This is a genomic window from Ravibacter arvi (assembly GCF_039540405.1).
GTDB lineage: Bacteria > Bacteroidota > Bacteroidia > Cytophagales > Spirosomataceae > Ravibacter > Ravibacter arvi.
In genome coordinates, this window is sequence record NZ_BAABEY010000011.1 from 145,740 (window position 1) to 162,035 (window position 16,296).

Here is a 16,296-nt window from a genome sequence, read left to right on the forward strand (position 1 = left end):
GACCTGTATGCTCCATGGCAACGGGCGCCTGATAAGAGGCGCCCGTTGCCATTTATATTTAAAAGGAACCGCTTACCCATTGCGAGTTGCAAACCCATGGAGTTTAATCGTATTTTTATGGTTAGGTGTGAGGTGTGAGGTATGGGGTGTGGGCCGGCTTGCACCCCATACCTCACACCTCAGAAAAAAACGACCCCTGTCATGAAGTCATTCCGCGATTTCTTTTGGTTTTGCTCCGGCGTAAACCGTTCCATTCTGATGCGCTGCCCCAGCGAATCAGAGAAGTATGCCGGCATCGGGGCAACTGTTTTCTTTACCGGTGTTCTGGCCTCATTATCGGCAGGATACGCATTGTTCACGGTTTTTGAGAACATTTGGATCGCCGCGTTTTTCGGGCTTGTCTGGGGAATGATGATTTTCAACCTCGACCGGTACATCGTGAGCAGCCTGGTGAAAACCGGGAAATTCTGGTCGGAATTCAAAATGGTGCTGCCGAGGCTGGGACTGGCTGTTTTGCTGGCAGTGGTAATTTCGAAGCCGCTCGAATTAAAAATATTTGAGAAGGAAATCAACCGGAAGCTTGACGTAAGGAAATCCGAAGAAATGATCCGTACCAGGGAAGCCATTCGCAAAGGGCTCCCTGAATTTGCTGAAACTGAAGGCAAAATTGCAGCTCTGAAACAGGAAATAGCCGATAAGACCAGGTTCCGAGACGAGAAACAGCAGGAATACGATTTTGAGCGCTTCGGGACCAAAACAACCGGAACCACCGGCATCGCCGGCATCGGGACCAATGCCCGGAAAAAAGAACAACAGCTTAACGACGCCCAACGTGACCTGACCGAGACCGAAACCCGCGTGCACGGTCAGATTGCCGTGCTCGAAAACCAGATCCTGGAGCTTCGGAAAAAAGAAGACCAGGTAGTGGTGCAGCAGAAAGTCAGCATAGATCATTATGACGGGTTTGCGGCACGCATAGAGGCCCTTGGGGCATTAACCGCTGAAAGCAATGCCATGTACCTGGCCAACATCTTCCTCGTTCTGCTGTTTATCGCGATTGAAATCGCCCCGATTTTTGTCAAATTTATTTCCTCCCGCGGTCCCTATGACGAATTGCTGGAAGCGCATGAACAGGAGCTTAAAATTTACAAAGAGGAGAAGGTAGCCAAAAACCGCCAGCGCAGCGAAGCCCGCCTGCTGCGTTTCGCCGACGAAGAAAAATACCAGACGGAAGAAAAAGTAAGCCGCGCCCAGCGGATCCGCCGCAAATTTGCCGCCGCTGAAGACGAATTGCTTGACGAAACGATTCAACACTGGAAAGAGGAAGAAAAGGACAAGCTGGGACGCACCAGTCTCCGCTGGTAATGCGACGGGTCCGCAGTTTTATCAAAAATATCGGCTCAAGACCTCCGCTCTGGTAAAACCGGCTTAAATTCGCACTTTAATCCGGCTCACTATGCGACATACCTTCTGGCTTATTGTTATTGCGGCGGCAGCATTTTCATGCAGCGGACCTGCCAAATTTGGAGACATCGACCTGGAGCGATGGCGCAATGACCGCGGCGCCTGCCAGGATTTCCGCAAGGAAGAAATCCCCGACATCGGCAAGGTCAAACCGGAATTACTGGGCAAGAACTCAAATGAAATCGGCAAAATGTTCGGGGCGCCGGACATTCAGCAACTGGGGACGAGGAATCAGAAAATCTACATCTATTTTGTTGAATCCGGACCTCAGTGCCAGGATAAAAATCGGTCTGCTGAAGCCAACAAGCTAATTTTTCGCTTCAACGCCGTCAGTTTGCTGACCGAAATCAACTTTCAGCGGGAGATGCCGGAATAGGCAGGTAAACCTTGTCGATCAACTCGAGGTATTCCGACCGCGCGTCGCTGTTGGCGGTAATGCCGCCCCCGCTTTTAAAAATCAGCCCGGATGCCCCCCGTTCGATAAAACGGATCATAACGGCGCTGTCAAAACATTCGCCGTCGAAATACCCCATCACGCCGGTGTAATAGCCTCTTTCATACCCCTCCGCTTCCTCGATTATCTGGCAGGTCCGCACTTTGGGAGCGCCCGTAACCGAACCGGCTGGAAGCATTTCCGACAAAACGGTTCCGAAAGACCGCCTGAGCTCACTGCGTAATACCCCCTGGATTTCCGAGCTGACCTGCAGAAGTGTTTTATCGGAGGTACGAATGGTATCAAGGTACCGGTACCGCTCCACCCAGACTTTTTCCGCTACCCGGCTGAGGTCATTCCGCAGCAGGTCCACAATGGTGGCGTGTTCCGCCGCTTCTTTCGGATTATCCAGCACAAGCTGGGCAGCGCCGGGCATTCCTGCATCAATGGTCCCCTTCATCGGGTTGGTAGCGATGATCCCGTCCCGGATCTTCACGAAAGTTTCAGGGGAAAAGCACACAAATTCGTCAGCTAGTCTGAAACGGTACCGGGCCCGGCTCCGGGCAAAAATCTCCGGGAATGAGAGTTCCGTTTCAACAGGCGTAGGCGCCGACAGATTGACCAGGAACGATTCGCCTCTTCCGATATTTTTTTTTACCAGTGAAAAGCTCTTTTCATAGCACTCAAATGAAAGCGGATGCTTTAAGAAACCTGCTGCAGCCATGCCGGTATTGTCATCATCGCTGCAATTGGAAAAACCGCCAAAATTGTAGCTGACATCCGGAGGCACTTCCCCGGCTTTCCAGATCAGCGGCTTCAGGCATTTGTAGTCGACCGCGAAGATAAAAGGGATTCCCGACGCTCCGTATTGATCCATCAAATCACAAAATTCGCCGAAAACAGACATGAACGGTAATTTCTCTTTCTAAACCCAATCAAACGTGATAACTCACTGAGGTTGCAAAACTAGGCGTCCTGACCTTATAAAAAAAGACGTATTTTTGGCTATTGGAGTATTTGTTTTCATCAAACCCGAATTCAATTGGTTTACGACGTTGTGATAGTGGGGGCCGGCCCGTGTGGACTGGCCATGGGAGTTGAAGCGGCCAAATATGGCCTGACTCACCTGATCCTGGAAAAAGGAAGTCTGACTGAATCGCTGCGAAAATACCCGCGAAAAATGCGCTTTTTTTCGACGGTAGACAATATTTCCATTGGCGGTCTTCCCTTTACTATCGCCGACTTCAAAGCAAACCGGGATGAGGCGCTTCAGTACTACCGGAAAGTAGCCGGCTACTATCAGCTTAATTTTCAGCTTTTTACCACGGTGGATCTGGTAGAAAAGCAGCCCGACGGCTTGTTCCATGTGGTGACCAAAAGCGGTAACTCATTCATTGCCAGGAAAGTAGTACTGGCTACCGGTTATTTCGACCTGCCCCGAAAGCTCAATATTCCCGGCGAGGAGCTACCACATGTTTCTCATTACTACGACGAGGCCTTCAAGTACTCTTTCACCGATGTAGTGCTGGTGGGTGGCGCGAACTCGGTTGTCGAAGCGGCGCTTGAGCTGTACCGGACAGACGCACGCGTCACCATTGTTCACCGGGGCGACAGCTTTCGAAAAACCGTAAAATACTGGCTGATCCCGGACGTTCTGAACCGGATTAAAGAAGGCAGGATCAACGTCCGGTTCAACTCCGAAGTAACGGAAATCGGGAAGGGACTTGTCCGGATCAAAAACCTTGAAACCAATGAGCCGGAGACGCTTCCGGCCGATTTTACTTTCCTGCTCACCGGTTACCTGCCGGACGAACATTTGCTGGCAAGATGCGGGGTTGCCATGGACCCTGTTACCAAAGTCCCTTTCCGCGACGCAGAAACCTTTGAAACCAACGTACCGGGCCTTTACTTGTGCGGAACGGTAATGGCCGGTATTTTTACGGAGAAAGTTTTCATCGAAAACGGCCGCGAGCACGCGGCTGCTATCGCAGATCACATTGTCGGAAAACCCATTAGGAAGGTAAAGGAACTGATTGACCGGATCTGACTTTCACTATACATTCAATCACCAAAAGACGCAAACTATGACCATTGTCTTCGCTATCGCAGTTGTGAGCATCCTGGTTGCCGCTTACTTCATACGCAACTTCCTGGTCTACAAAACCAAGATAAACGGGCTTAATACAAATGGTATCGCTACCCAGGGCCTCCTCCTGGAGGTGCGGAACCTGGGTCTGCAACAAAGTAAAGATACCAAACTGAGTGAAATCGCGGTACGCTTCCCGACGCCTTCGGGCAAAGACCATGTGGTGCGCCACCGGAAAGAGCTGAGCGAAGGCGAAATTATACCAGTCGGCTCGCAGGTGGACCTGGTTTACCTTGAATCCGATCCATCCGTCTGCAACATACCGCAGCTCGGTCTGAAAGCAGAAAACAAATGGACCACCCTTGTTACCGGCGTCATGGTGCTTGTGGTCGGTTTGTTTATTGCCTACGTGGTGTTTATCAACCTTGGTACGGTCTGACTTCCCCTACCGGTATTGGGAGAGATCGACTTTTATCTCGGCAGGGCCGATTGCCTTCAGCCGGAAAACAATCTTTCTTCCATCCTGGTAGGTGGTGCTGTCTTCCAATAACATTTTTCCCAACGGAATATCGGTAGGAAAATGGTAAGGTAGCTTCACTTCGCCCTCTATAAAGTTGAAATAGACAATGGATTGAAAATCCACCTGGGTATCGGCCAGGTAACGAAAAGTCTTTTCTTCGCTGCGGGAAGGACTGAAAACAAACTCTTTCCCGGCCGTTGCCACTCCGGCCTGCAAATCGAAACTACGGGACTTGCCGGTGGCCTGATTGGAAGCCTCAAATTCTTGTTTGATAATCCTGTCGTCACTTCTCGAGGTCGTGATTTCCGAAATACTCCTGACGGATCGCCGCTTTTTTCCCTTGTCATCTTTGAAGCAGAAGACAAACTGTCCGTCCGGATTGCCGACAATAAAGTCAAACCCGCTGCCGGTTCTTCCGTAACCCTTTGCATCAAACAGCCAGGTATTGGCCGTTGTATCGCGATAAACCAAAAATTCACCCCGATGCCCGATGTCTCCGGCAGGCATCCAGTCATTTTGATATTGCCAAACCCAAGCCTGGGTGAAGTGGAGCTTTTCCGGCTTTTTTAGAGGTCCTGCCTCGCCGGCAGGCACGAAATTCAGCAACCACGAAATAATAAGTACTGATAGCATTGAGCGGGAATGTTGGATTGGGAGTCGGAAATCGGAAATCGGAGATCAGAAGTCGGAAATCGGAAATTGGAATTGGAATTGGAGATGGAATTCGAAATAATCAATCACTGGCATCAACACCGGATCCAGCTCACCCCTCACCCCTCACACCTCACACCTCATACCTCACCCCTACTTCTGATACCCCCTCGACTTCAGCCAGTTTTCCAGGGCTTGCGGCCATCCGGCAAGTGAGCCTTTCCCGTCTGTCCGTAACCCGTAACCGTGCCCGCCCTCCGGGTAGAAATGCGCCTCGGCAGGGATCTTGTATTTTTTTAAGGCCAGGTAATAGCCAATGCTGTTTTCTATCGGAACTGCCTTGTCGTCTTCAGAATGGACCAGGAAAGCAGGTGGCGTCTTTTCATCTACCTGCAGTTCATTGGAGTAGTAAGTGACGAGCGCGGCCGAGCTGTCGGGGCCGAGCAGGTTCTTTCTGGAACCAATATGCGTATTCAATTGGGAAAAAGTAATAACCGGGTACATCAGGATCGAAAAGTTCGGCTTTGCTCCCTCCGACGCCTTTTCACCACGGTGATAATGGGTAGACAGTGTGGCCGCCAGGTGTCCTCCGGCGGAAAAGCCCATTACGCCGATCTTGTCCGGGTCAATCCGCCACTCGCCCGCATTTTTCCGGATCAGCTTCATCGCCTGCATGGCATCGGTCAAAGGTACTTCGTGCTGACGTACCATGGCCTTGGCGTTGGGTAACCGGTACTTGAGCACCACCCCGGCGATTCCCCGCTCGTTAAACCACCTGGCAAGATCGCTGCCCTCGTGGCTCGCCGCCAGGATCCCGTAGCCGCCGCCCGGACAAATCAGTACCGCCGCTCCCGTTGCTTTGCTTTTCTCCGGCAGAAAGACGGTCATGGTTGGTACCGTTACCCCGCTGATGCGCAGGATGCCTTTATCGTCCGTTTCCGATTTCTCCACAATATCATTCCGGATAGCATTCGGAATCTGGCCCTCCGGCCAAAGCGGAATTACCTGGCTCTGCGCCATTGCTCCGGTCATCATAAAAAGTGTAATAAAACAGGTCAGTTTTAGTCTGGTCATGGGAAATAAGGTTTGAGCCGCTCCGGATCAGGTTCCGCTTCCAAAAATACAAAATCGGTTGGTGAAGACAAGAGGCTCGCCGTCAGACCGGTTTCCGATTTATGAATTCCTCCCTACTTTTGCTTTCCAATGCAGTAACCAGATCCTTACCATGCAATCAAGCCCGAATCCCCCCATTCATCTTTCCAAATTTTCAGGCGAACAGATCCCGTTCGATCTCGAAAAGCTACGCGTATCACTCTATAAATCAGGTGCAAAACGGGAGGAAGTCGAACAGGTAATTGAAGAAATTCTTCCTTCACTCTACGAAGGCATGTCTACGAGGTCTCTTTACCAGCTCGCCTTCAAGCAACTAAAAAAAGTAGCCAATTCCTTTGCCGCACGGTACAGCCTAAAAAAAGCGCTTCGCGACCTTGGGCCGGCCGGTTATTATTTCGAAAAATGGGTGGCCCGGTTTTTTCACAGCTACGGGTACAAAACCATGACCGGACAGCTCATACCCGGTCTGGCGGTTATGCATGAAGCCGATGTGATTGCTCAAAAAGACCGGGAGACCTTCTGGATCGAGTGCAAATTCCGAAATACCGTCGACGCCAAAATTTCGGTAACTACCCCCATGTACCTTCTTTCCAGGATCAAAGACATTTCCGTGCGGGAATATGAGCTTTTCGGTGGTAAAGCGATGTTTTCGAACGGATGGCTGATCACCAATGCCTACCTCACCACGGACTCTATCCATTTCGGAGAATACTACGGCATCAGGATGTTATCCTGGGACTATCCTTCCGGCGCCAGCATCAAAAACCTGGTCGACCAGAAAGCGTTGTACCCGATCACCTGCCTGACCACGATCACCCCGAAAGAAAAAGAGGTGCTGCTCGCCGCCTCCTGCATCATGGTAAAAGACATTATGGAGAATGAACATTTCCTGGACCGGCTCGCGCTTTCAAAAAAGAAAAGAAGGATCGTACTGAACGAGGTGTGCGAACTCGCCGAAAGCAATACCGTACCGGATTAATTCGTAGAGATTAAATAATGGCAGGAAGGTGGGCATTTGCCTGCCGAATGTTAAATTGCCATGCCTAACCGCATACAACATCCGATACTATGAACGAGCTCATCACGCCTGAACTTTCTGATCGCTACCTCCGGTTCCTGGTTGAAAAAATCAACCTGGGCGATTATGAAGAATTTAAATCGCACGATTTTCCGCTCTCCGACAAAATAAGCGTCGACGCCGTGGACGTGATTTTAGACGACCTGAAAGAAAAAGAGTTGATTGAAATTCTGTCCCGCGGGCATTCCGGCTATGATTACACCTATGAGATTTCAGTGAACAAGACTGCAGTCGACTTTCTGCATCGGGGCGGGTTTACCCACCAGGAGAATCAGCTCCGCCCCACCCTGGAAAAACTGATTGCCGAACTTGACGCAATTAACGGGCTTCCTGAGAAGAACATGAGCCGGATAAATGACCTGGCCAACGAGCTCAAAGCCTTCCTGGCCGAATTGCCGAAGTCCTGATCGCGGTGAAGTTATATTTTTTCATACTCGGCCTGCTTTTTTCCCTGACAAGTCATTTTGTCAGCGGACAGGCGCTGGTCGGGGTTCACGGGAAGATAACGGATCAGAATGGTAAACCGCTTCCTTTTGCGGGGATCAACGTGAAAGGAACTAGCCTCGGCACACTGGCGAACGAAGACGGGCGCTACGAACTGGTCCTTGCAGCTGGCTCTCACATTCTCCATTTCCAGCACCTCGGCTTCAAGACCATAGAGAGGGAGGTGTCGGTTGGCAATACCCCCATTGACCTCGACATTAAGCTTTCGGAACAACCCCTGGTGCTTCACGAGTTGAAAGTCGGTAAAGACACCGAAGATCCCGCGTACGCTATCATGCGACGGGCAATTGCCAAGGCGCGGTATCACCAGCTCCAAATCCGGTCTTACTCGGCTTCCGTGTATGCCAGAAGCACCGCGCTGCCTACTAAAATCCCGCTGCTGATGCGCCGCCGCATGCAAAAGCAGGGAATCAGGGAAAACGTGGCTTTTGTAAACGAAAGCGTATCCAAGGTAGACTTCACGCGGCCCAATTCTTACAAACAAAGAATCGTCTCTACCCGCAACAACCTTGACAACAGTACTCCGACCCCCAACGAATTCATATTCGCCAGCTTTTACGACCCTGAAGTCGGCGGCACGGTGACCCCGCTTTCGCCCAAAGCCCTGAGCATTTACAAATTTGAATACGAGGGCCATTTCGAAGACCGCGGCGAGGTAGTCAACAAGATAAAAGTAACGCCGAAATCGTTCAAACAAGGTGTGTTCAGGGGCAGCATTTACATTCTTGACAACCGGTGGGCCATTCATAGTTTTAACCTCGAAACCATCTGGCAGGGCTTTAATATAAATGTAAAGCAACTGTATGCGCCTACACAGGACGTTTGGATTCCGTCAAGCCAGCATTTCGACATAAAAGGAAGTTACCTCGGTTTTGCCGGGAAGTTTAGCTACGTGGTATCCATCCAGTATGAAAAGCTTCGGGTCGATCCGGTACTCAAGGAATCCGTATCAATTACGGATGCCGGGCAAGCGGCTCAGCCACCGGCCAGGCCGGGCAACAAGGCGCTGGAGCAATCTCTGCAGAATTACGTTTCCTCGGGAGAAAAAACCGACGCCAGGGAATTCAAAAAAATGGTGCGCAGGTATGAGAACGAGCAACGAAAAACGGAAAACCCGGGACAAAGCCCACGGGAAATGCGGCGCGATTCTATTGTCGTCGAACCCTTGGCGAACCGGCGCGATTCCGCGTACTGGAACACCGTAAGAGGTGTGCCACTTACCCGTACAGAAGTAGTTAGCTACCAGGTCGGGGACAGCATTGTTGCCGTCAGAAAACAGAAAGCTGCTCCTGCCGATACGACGCGGTTCAAACCCCTTCATCTCCTGACAGGAGGACGTTACCGATATGGCGGCGGTCGCTCGCTGTCGTTGTCATCTCCCCTCAGATCCCTGGCGTTTAACCCCACCGAAGCCTTTAATTTTGATATAAACGTGGAATGGCAAAGCAGGTTTTCGCGTGAAAGAAGCTTGCGTATTTCTCCTGTTGTTCATTATTCTACCGGCCGCAACCGGTTCAGCCCTACCCTCGCCTTACAATATTCGGGCCAAACACAATCGTTCTCCCTGAGCGGCGGAGAGGAGATCCGGCAGGTTAACGGGCAAAATCCCATTCACCCGCTGGTCAACTCTTTTTATTACTTATTGCTCAACCGGAATCACATGCGGGTGTACCAGTCCCGGTTTATCGAAGCAGCCTACCGGAAAAAGGAATTATTTGAAATAGCAGACCTGGATGTACGCCTGGAAACAGGCCGAAGGTACTGGCTGAACAACCTGGAGAAACGCGGCCGCTTTCTCCGCGGAGAACCCCTGTCACGGGAGAATCAGAATATACCGGACTATGCCGACTATCCCTCGTTTTATTTCTCGCCGAACACCCGGTACACCGTCCTGACTTTGCAGCTGGACGTCCGGCCCTGGCAGCAGTTTTCTGTGCGTAACGGAAAGAAACGTTATTCAGGTCCCCGAAGCCCGGTTTTCACGGTAGTCTACAAAAAGGGGCTACCGGTTTTTGGCAGCGATGTGGACTACGATCTGCTGGAAGGAAGTGTGCGGTACGAGCCCAAAGTGTTTGCCGCTTCTACCCTCCAGATGCAGCTCAACGGGGGGCGTTTCCTTAATAACAAGTCAATGGCGCTTCCGGATATGAAACACTTTATGGGCAACCGGACCCTACTGCAACTGGGTGACCACCTGACGGGCTTCCGTCTTCTTCCCTATTACCAGTTCAGTACCGCACAAAACTACGTACAGGGTCACGCCTCTTTCCGCTCGCCCAAATTGTTGCTCACGCAATTACCCCTGCTCCGTATGCTCGGAATTAAGGAATATGTGCAGGGGCATATGCTCCACACTCCCAATACCTACTTTTATACGGAGCAAGTGTATGGAATCGAAGGCTTGCTAAAAGTGATCCGGTTGGAGTTTGCCACTCATTTTGACCAGGATTTGTATTTGGGGTCCGGTTTCAGGATCGGTACCCTCTTCAACTTCTAACGCTTTAGTATTTCACCTTCCTGGACCGGTACCGATTTCCCGGTGGACGGGGCCGCCGGGAAACGATTGTCAGACAGGTCGATGTCGGCCATTCGCCGCGACGGGTCAATTTCAACTGATTTTATTTCCGGCAAGGGTTTGCCAATTGTGAAGACATATTCGGGATATGCCCAGCCCCAGTCGGAAAGAATGGTCGCCTGTTGCTCTTTCTTTTCGCCGCGCATCAAATCCAATGGAATATAGAACCATTCGCTCGTGCCATCCTGATAAGTAACCTTAAGGTCTACCGGCATGGGCATGGTACCTTTCCTGTGAAGTGCGACCCGCGTCTGGTCCTTCAGCTCTTCCAGGTTTACACCATAGTCTATCACCTTGGTTGTGCCGACCCAGTTCTCAAAGTACCAATCAAGTTCCAGGCCGGAAACTTTTTCCATCACCCGTTTGAAATCTGTAGGATTCGGATGTTTGAATTTCCACTCCGCGAAATACCTTTTCATACCGGCGTCAAAAGCCTCTTTCCCGATGATATAGGAAAGCTGGTGCAGCAAAATGGCGCCTTTTGAATACGCAGCCACACCGTAAGCCTTATTGGTTTCAAAATGATCGGCATGTGTCGTGAGCGGCTCTTCAACGCCGGAACGTACCAGGTCCCGATAAGCCATATAGGTACGCACATGGGGATCGAGGGGCGAGGGCATCAGCCTGGCCATTATTTCGCTTTGCGCATAGTTGGTAAAGCCCTCGTCCATCCAGTAATACTTGGATTCATTATTGGCCAGCAGCATTTGAAACCAGCTGTGCAGCGCTTCGTGGACGGTCACACTGACCAACCCGCCTAAACTTCTGCCGCTCGTAATGAGGGTCGCCATCGGGTATTCCATACCCCCATCACCGCCCTGGATAATGGAGTACTGCTTATAAGGATATCGCCCGAAGCGTTCGTTCATCAGTTTGAAGCAGTCTACCGCATAAGACTGAAGCGCTTTCCAGTTTCCGAGACTATCATGCTGATAGAAAAAGTGCAATTCCAGATCATTGTCCACCTTCGCAATCGTATGTTCGTAGTCGGGGTCGGCGGCCCACACGAAGTCGTGTACATTTGGCGCCTTGAAATGCCAGGTAAGCTTTGACCCAGGCTGGTGCCGTACCTGTTTTGCGGTGTAGCCGTGCCCGATTTTGTCGGCATTCTGCAGGTAACCGGTGGCCGCGACCGTGTAGGCAGCATCGAGATTAATTTTTACGTCATAGTCGCCCCATACCCCATAAAACTCCCGGGCTATGTAGGGGTTGGCGTGCCAGCCTTCATAGTCGTACTCGCTGATTTTAGGATACCACTGCGCCATGGAATAGTCAATTCCTTCCTTGTTCATCCGCCCGGTGCGCCTGATCTGTACGGGCACCTGCGCCTCGAACGTCATGTCAAAAACATGCTTACTCCCTGGTAAAATGGGTGTTGCCAGGGTTACTTCCAGAATTGTGCCTTCCACGTGATACTTCACTTCTCGGCCATTTTGCCTGAGCTGCTTAATCTTCTGATAGCCAATTTCGTCGGGCTTGAGATCCCGGATCCGGTCGGTCACCCTGTTGTCCGGATCGGGCAGCGTGCGTGACCGGACATCCATCAGGCTCCCTGGCTGGAAGGCATTCAGGTAAAGATGATAGAACACGCGAGTGAGTGTGTCGGGGGAGTTATTAAAATAGGTAAGCTTTTGCCTGCCGTCGTACCGATGTGTTTTGGTGTCAAACTCGATATCCATCTCGTAGCTGACACGCTGTTGCCACCTGTCCGTTTGCGCATGCGCCGTTAATAACGCCGCGATTAAAAATCCGGCAAGCAAAAAATACTTCTTCATTTTCTAAAAAATACCTTGGTAACGGTCAACAAATCCCAAACGGCAAAATACTGTAAAAATATGGAGCGGCCAACCTCCTCCGGCTGAAATACCGCTCTGTACCGCTGACAGCCGAATTTTCAGCACGAGGCAGGATAAAAAAAATCCCATGTCACCTAGAAAAAACAAAGTATAAACGTTGGTATTCTCCGTCATTTTGTTCTACATTTGACTCATTCAACTAACGAGTTGAATTTTTCCGATAACTATATAATACACTAAACTTTAGTCTTATGCTCAGGTGGTCAGTTATATTCCTGATCGTCGCAATTATCGCGGCGGTTTTCGGATTTGGTGGGATTGCAGCAGGAGCTGCCGAAATCGCAAAAATTCTTTTCTACATTTTCGTAGTCCTTTTCATCGTCAGCCTGATTTTCGGGCGCGGAAAGGTGTGAGAGGGAGATCGGAAATCGGAAGTCGGAAATCGGAACCCGTTGATTTCTGGTTTCCCATTTTCCGGTTTCTTATTCCCCATTTTCCGATTTCCGACTTCCGATTTCCGACTTCTGATTTCCGACTTCCTACTCCTCCTTCCGCCCTCCAATCCCGCTGAGAAATGCCATAACATCCACTCCGTCCGGGTAATCGGTCAGGCTGGGTTGCTGACTTTTCCCGAACGGGACTTCCTTTTCGCCGAAATCAAGACCGGTAACCACGCACTGAATTTTCTCCCGCAACGCGTCAAGCCGCGCTTTTACTTCGGCCGGTTCATGGTAAGTTTCGAAATAGATCATGCTCAGGGGCGACACCAGGCGTTCATTCTCTTGAATGAGCAAAAAGCCGTTATCCAAATGCTCGTCACCATTCACCAGCAAAATCGATTTGTTGTACTCGTAGTTGTTGAAATATTTGTGGTGGTGAGCAGCATAATCCCGAAACGCCTCTGCTGTTTCATAAAATGCGCTGAATGCATACCCTTCGGGTACATACACTTTGGATACGTTCCGGCATCCCAACCCAAAATACAGGAATATATCCGAGCAGAGTCCCTGTAGCTCGGCGGCCGTCTCATTGCCGCTCAAAACAGCTACCGAAACCCTGTTTTTCCTGATAATGTGAGGCTTGGAGGCAAAATAGGTTTCAAAATAACGTGCCGTATTATCACTTCCGGTAGCAATATAGGCATCGGCGGCGTTGATCCTCTCGGCGAACGTTACCGCTTCCCGGAAAGCCGGTTCAATTTCACAAAGCTTTTCAAGTATCAGCTCGATAAGAACCGTATCGTCTTTGCTGGGCTTCACCAGGAGCCGGTGCCCCGAAATCAGTACGCACAATAGGTCGTGAAAGCCTACGGCCGGCAGGTTACCGGCCAGAACGACGCCAATTGTAGCCGGGTTTTCAACCTCGGGATATTGGACGACCCATTGCGACAAACGCTCTTCGTCCCGCAGCATTGCGGCAATGGCACTCAAAGCAGCGAGAACGTTCTGCGGGACAAACCAATTGTTCCGCAAATAGGCTTGTTGTGCCCAATCGTCCAGTATTTCAGCACTTTCAGTATTGCGGAGAAACTCACTAAATCCAACAAAGGCCGCTATTCTTTGGTCTTTCGAAATCATGTATTTGGGTAAAATCCGGCCAATTGGCCACGTATTTATTAAATAATCCACTATTTGTGAACCTAAAAATAGTTACATTTGTATTCAAGTTAGTCAAAACGAATAAATATATCCTTTTAATCGGTCGAACATGGCAATTATCATCACGGACGAATGCATCAACTGTGGAGCCTGCGAGCCGGAATGCCCTAACACCGCCATTTATGAAGGAGGGATTGAGTGGACCTGGGGTGACGGAACAAGCTTGGATGAGGTAGATTTTGGAGATGGCACCGTCGTAAGCGGCAAGGAAAAGCAGGTCCCCATTTCCGACGAATTTTATTATATAGTTTCAGATAAATGCACGGAGTGCGTCGGCTTTCACGAAGAGCCTCAGTGCGCTGCCGTATGCCCGGTAGACTGTTGCGTACCGGACCCTGATGTAGTTGAAGACAGAGAGACGCTAACCGCCAAGAAGGCCTGGTTGCACAACGAATAAATCCAGGTAACCCCTGTTACAGCCACCGTAAAACGGTGGCTTTTTTTATATCCATACTCCCGTCGTGAACACCTGCTACCGGGCTTTGTAATGGGCAGGCTGCTTCGTCGGGTTGATCTGGTCCCTGTTCACCGAATCCTCTTTTTCTATCACCAACCCTTCGTGACGTTTTCTATACTTCGGAGTTGTTGACCTCACAGTTCCCTGGCCGCGTTTTTCCGCTTCCGCTATCGTTTCAACTTCCACCGTACGGGCTGGTTGCCGGGCCAGCCGGGCCTTATTCGGATGTTTATAATTGTTCGCCGAAACTCCCGGGTCAACCTGCGCCTCAACACCGGTCGCCACAAGCGCGATCATCACCGCGCATATTACGTTCCATTGTCGCTTCATTCGAAATTCACTTTAATATTCTTCGGAATAACTGACTTACCTGCAATGATAACAAAATAAATCTCTTTTTTTCTCCATTTGTCCACGATTTCCGGAAGTGCCCCACCCCTGCAAAAACGCGCGCAACAGGACTCAGCCGGCTTGCCCGTCTCACTTCATCATTACACATACCAAAATAATATTCTACAAAATATCAATTAGTCAGAACTATATTACAAACACACTTGAAACACAAAAATCACAATTTGTTATATTTTAGCATCAAAAACTTATCCTTTACTACGAATTTTTAGACAACTAATATATTTTACGATAAAAAGCTTTTGTAATTGAAACTCAATTTTCAATATTTACAAAAACAAAGCCTTTAACAACACGAACACCTAAAACAAATAATATTATGAAAATATCTATATTATCAATATTTTGTTTGTTCTGTCATATTGTTGGATTTTCCAAAGAAACACAAACAACGATTTCTTCTTCCGACAGTATCTTGATTAAGAAAGAGGATTCACTGGCAGTTTCTCCGGAAACGGAAGAGCCCGGAAAAAAAGGCGCGTTTTCATTTTCAGGTTATGTAGACGCTTATTACTCAACTAATTTCAACAAGCCCCTGTCGCAAAGAAACGTAGGTACGGCCGGTACAGCACGGGTGTTTGACCAGCGTGCCGACCAGTTTGCCCTGGGCCTCGCCCAAACTGTCGTCAAATACACCAACCAAAAGTCTGAAGTAGTAGTTGACCTGGTTTTCGGGCCCAACGCCGACCTGGCTAATTATGCCAACCTCGGTACCGCGCTGGCCATCAAACAGGCTTACTTTAAATATGATATTACCGAAAAGTGGTCGGCTACCATCGGTCAATTTGGAACGCATATTGGCTACGAGGTGATCGATGCCCCCGTCAATTTCAACTATTCCCTGTCAAATCTTTTTGGAATGGGCCCCTTTTACCATACCGGCCTGAAGTCTACTTACGCTTTTTCCGAAAAAGCATCTCTCATGCTGGGAGTAGTGAATGCGGTGGATGGATTTGGCGACAACAACCGCAAAAAAGGGATAATCGGGCAGTTTTTCATCTCGCCAGCCAAAGACTGGAGCATATATCTCAATGCCATTCGTACCAACGATGAAAACCCGTCCTCAAGCGGTGTTGTACCCGTAGCCTACTACCAGATGCTCGATCTTGCCACCACCTACCAGGTTTCAGACCATCTTCTTTTCGGCCTGAACGCAGCCATTGGGTCCCAGCAATTGACCGATTCAACGGGCGCGAAACCCTGGGGCGGTGTGGCCGGCTACGTCAACTATGCCATCACGGAGCACATCGGGATCGGGGCGCGCTACGAATACTTTGACAATTCCAGCGGCGCCCGCGCATTGCTCGACTTTCAAAAAAACGGCACCTCGGTCAACTCCCTTACCATCACAGGCAACGTCACACTGGCCGAGGGACATGTCCTGGTCAAACCCGAATTCCGCCTGGATGCATACGCCAAACGCCCCAACGGCGCGCGGGAGTTCGAAGATACCAAGGGGGCATTCACCCACAACAACCAATCCACCCTTGGGGTCGCTTTCATTTATAAATTCTGAATCTCAACCAAACTCCTACTAACAAGTACAATTA

General features: G+C 50.0%; 16 protein-coding genes. 10 read left to right on the forward strand and 6 right to left on the reverse strand.

The genetic code is table 11. From position 1 onward, the window contains the following. Positions 1–201 precede the first annotated feature (201 nt). Together ABD852_RS05355 and ABD852_RS05360 are read left to right on the forward strand one after the other, a co-directional pair. Positions 202–1,365: a DUF4407 domain-containing protein gene (locus ABD852_RS05355; protein ID WP_345027000.1), complete on the forward strand. Its 1,164-nt coding sequence runs from the start codon at positions 202–204 to the stop codon at positions 1,363–1,365. A 91-nt stretch (positions 1,366–1,456) separates the two neighbouring features. Then, positions 1,457–1,840 (forward strand): hypothetical protein, encoded by a 384-nt coding sequence (locus ABD852_RS05360; protein WP_345027001.1) that lies wholly within the window; start codon positions 1,457–1,459, stop codon positions 1,838–1,840. Here ABD852_RS05360 and ABD852_RS05365 read toward each other — a convergent pair. Further along, a complete protein-coding gene (locus ABD852_RS05365; protein ID WP_345027002.1) occupies positions 1,812–2,774 on the reverse strand; it encodes an aminodeoxychorismate synthase component I in 963 nt (320 codons plus the stop codon). The two genes, ABD852_RS05360 and ABD852_RS05365, sit on opposite strands and share 29 nt — an antisense overlap. 165 nt (positions 2,775–2,939) lie before the next feature. Between ABD852_RS05365 and ABD852_RS05370 the strand changes: the two genes are divergently transcribed. Further along, entirely contained in the window at positions 2,940–3,944 is a 1,005-nt protein-coding gene (locus ABD852_RS05370) for a YpdA family putative bacillithiol disulfide reductase (RefSeq protein WP_425568768.1), read from the forward strand. Between the two features lie 37 nt (positions 3,945–3,981). After that, entirely contained in the window at positions 3,982–4,422 is a 441-nt protein-coding gene (locus ABD852_RS05375; RefSeq protein ID WP_345027003.1) for a DUF3592 domain-containing protein, read from the forward strand. Positions 4,423–4,428: 6 nt separating this feature from the next. On the opposite strand, the gene ABD852_RS05380 is transcribed toward ABD852_RS05375, so the two are convergent. Together ABD852_RS05380 and ABD852_RS05385 are read right to left on the reverse strand one after the other, a co-directional pair. Continuing rightward, complete coding sequence (locus ABD852_RS05380; RefSeq protein WP_345027004.1) at positions 4,429–5,136, reverse strand: hypothetical protein; 708 nt, start codon at positions 5,134–5,136, stop codon at positions 4,429–4,431. A gap of 171 nt (positions 5,137–5,307) precedes the next feature. Further along, positions 5,308–6,228: an alpha/beta hydrolase gene (locus tag ABD852_RS05385; protein WP_345027005.1), complete on the reverse strand. Its 921-nt coding sequence runs from the start codon at positions 6,226–6,228 to the stop codon at positions 5,308–5,310. Positions 6,229–6,289: 61 nt separating this feature from the next. On the opposite strand from ABD852_RS05385, the gene ABD852_RS05390 reads away from it, so the two are divergent. The 3 genes from ABD852_RS05390 to ABD852_RS05400 all read left to right on the forward strand — a co-directional run bounded on the left by ABD852_RS05390 (position 6,290) and on the right by ABD852_RS05400 (position 10,346). Further along, the gene (locus ABD852_RS05390; protein ID WP_345027099.1) at positions 6,290–7,246 is read left to right on the forward strand and encodes a PDDEXK family nuclease; all 957 of its coding nucleotides are present in this window, start codon (positions 6,290–6,292) and stop codon (positions 7,244–7,246) included. 89 nt (positions 7,247–7,335) lie between these two features. Next, complete coding sequence (locus tag ABD852_RS05395; RefSeq protein WP_345027006.1) at positions 7,336–7,752, forward strand: hypothetical protein; 417 nt, start codon at positions 7,336–7,338, stop codon at positions 7,750–7,752. A gap of 5 nt (positions 7,753–7,757) precedes the next feature. Next, positions 7,758–10,346 (forward strand): DUF5686 and carboxypeptidase regulatory-like domain-containing protein, encoded by a 2,589-nt coding sequence (locus ABD852_RS05400; protein WP_345027007.1) that lies wholly within the window; start codon positions 7,758–7,760, stop codon positions 10,344–10,346. Here the strand turns inward: ABD852_RS05400 and ABD852_RS05405 are convergent. Then, entirely contained in the window at positions 10,343–12,199 is a 1,857-nt protein-coding gene (locus ABD852_RS05405; RefSeq protein ID WP_345027008.1) for a M1 family metallopeptidase, read from the reverse strand. The genes ABD852_RS05400 and ABD852_RS05405 overlap by 4 nt on opposite strands. Positions 12,200–12,471: 272 nt before the next feature. On the opposite strand from ABD852_RS05405, the gene ABD852_RS05410 reads away from it, so the two are divergent. Then, positions 12,472–12,633 carry a DUF1328 domain-containing protein gene (locus ABD852_RS05410; RefSeq protein ID WP_345027009.1) on the forward strand — a complete coding sequence of 54 codons (162 nt, stop codon included), beginning with the start codon at positions 12,472–12,474 and terminating at the stop codon, positions 12,631–12,633. Between the two features lie 126 nt (positions 12,634–12,759). Here ABD852_RS05410 and ABD852_RS05415 read toward each other — a convergent pair whose 3' ends face one another. Then, on the reverse strand, positions 12,760–13,797 hold the full coding sequence (locus ABD852_RS05415) for an acyl-CoA reductase (protein ID WP_345027010.1): 1,038 nt from the start codon (positions 13,795–13,797) through the stop codon (positions 12,760–12,762). A gap of 130 nt (positions 13,798–13,927) precedes the next feature. Between ABD852_RS05415 and ABD852_RS05420 the strand changes: the two genes are divergently transcribed. Then, positions 13,928–14,275 (forward strand): 4Fe-4S binding protein, encoded by a 348-nt coding sequence (locus ABD852_RS05420; RefSeq protein ID WP_345027011.1) that lies wholly within the window; start codon positions 13,928–13,930, stop codon positions 14,273–14,275. A gap of 75 nt (positions 14,276–14,350) precedes the next feature. On the opposite strand, the gene ABD852_RS05425 is transcribed toward ABD852_RS05420, so the two are convergent. Further along, positions 14,351–14,665, reverse strand: a complete 315-nt coding sequence (locus ABD852_RS05425) for a hypothetical protein (RefSeq protein WP_345027012.1) — start codon at positions 14,663–14,665, stop codon at positions 14,351–14,353. Between the two features lie 496 nt (positions 14,666–15,161). Here ABD852_RS05425 and ABD852_RS05430 point away from each other — a divergent pair, with 496 nt between their 5' ends. Then, entirely contained in the window at positions 15,162–16,262 is a 1,101-nt protein-coding gene (locus ABD852_RS05430; RefSeq protein ID WP_345027013.1) for a porin, read from the forward strand. Positions 16,263–16,296: the final 34 nt, after the last annotated feature.

Bases quoted from the DNA above. Each gene is read 5' to 3' on its own strand.
- ABD852_RS05355 (WP_345027000.1), top strand. From the start codon at position 202: ATGAAGTCATTCCGCGATTTCTTTTGGTTTTGCTCCGGCGTAAACCGT.
- ABD852_RS05360 (WP_345027001.1), top strand. From the start codon at position 1,457: ATGCGACATACCTTCTGGCTTATTGTTATTGCGGCGGCAGCATTTTCA.
- ABD852_RS05365 (WP_345027002.1), bottom strand. From the start codon at position 2,774: ATGGATCAATACGGAGCGTCGGGAATCCCTTTTATCTTCGCGGTCGAC.
- ABD852_RS05375 (WP_345027003.1), top strand. From the start codon at position 3,982: ATGACCATTGTCTTCGCTATCGCAGTTGTGAGCATCCTGGTTGCCGCT.
- ABD852_RS05380 (WP_345027004.1), bottom strand. From the start codon at position 5,136: ATGCTATCAGTACTTATTATTTCGTGGTTGCTGAATTTCGTGCCTGCC.
- ABD852_RS05385 (WP_345027005.1), bottom strand. From the start codon at position 6,228: ATGACCAGACTAAAACTGACCTGTTTTATTACACTTTTTATGATGACC.
- ABD852_RS05395 (WP_345027006.1), top strand. From the start codon at position 7,336: ATGAACGAGCTCATCACGCCTGAACTTTCTGATCGCTACCTCCGGTTC.
- ABD852_RS05405 (WP_345027008.1), bottom strand. From the start codon at position 12,199: ATGAAGAAGTATTTTTTGCTTGCCGGATTTTTAATCGCGGCGTTATTA.
- ABD852_RS05410 (WP_345027009.1), top strand. From the start codon at position 12,472: ATGCTCAGGTGGTCAGTTATATTCCTGATCGTCGCAATTATCGCGGCG.
- ABD852_RS05415 (WP_345027010.1), bottom strand. From the start codon at position 13,797: ATGATTTCGAAAGACCAAAGAATAGCGGCCTTTGTTGGATTTAGTGAG.
- ABD852_RS05420 (WP_345027011.1), top strand. From the start codon at position 13,928: ATGGCAATTATCATCACGGACGAATGCATCAACTGTGGAGCCTGCGAG.
- ABD852_RS05425 (WP_345027012.1), bottom strand. From the start codon at position 14,665: ATGAAGCGACAATGGAACGTAATATGCGCGGTGATGATCGCGCTTGTG.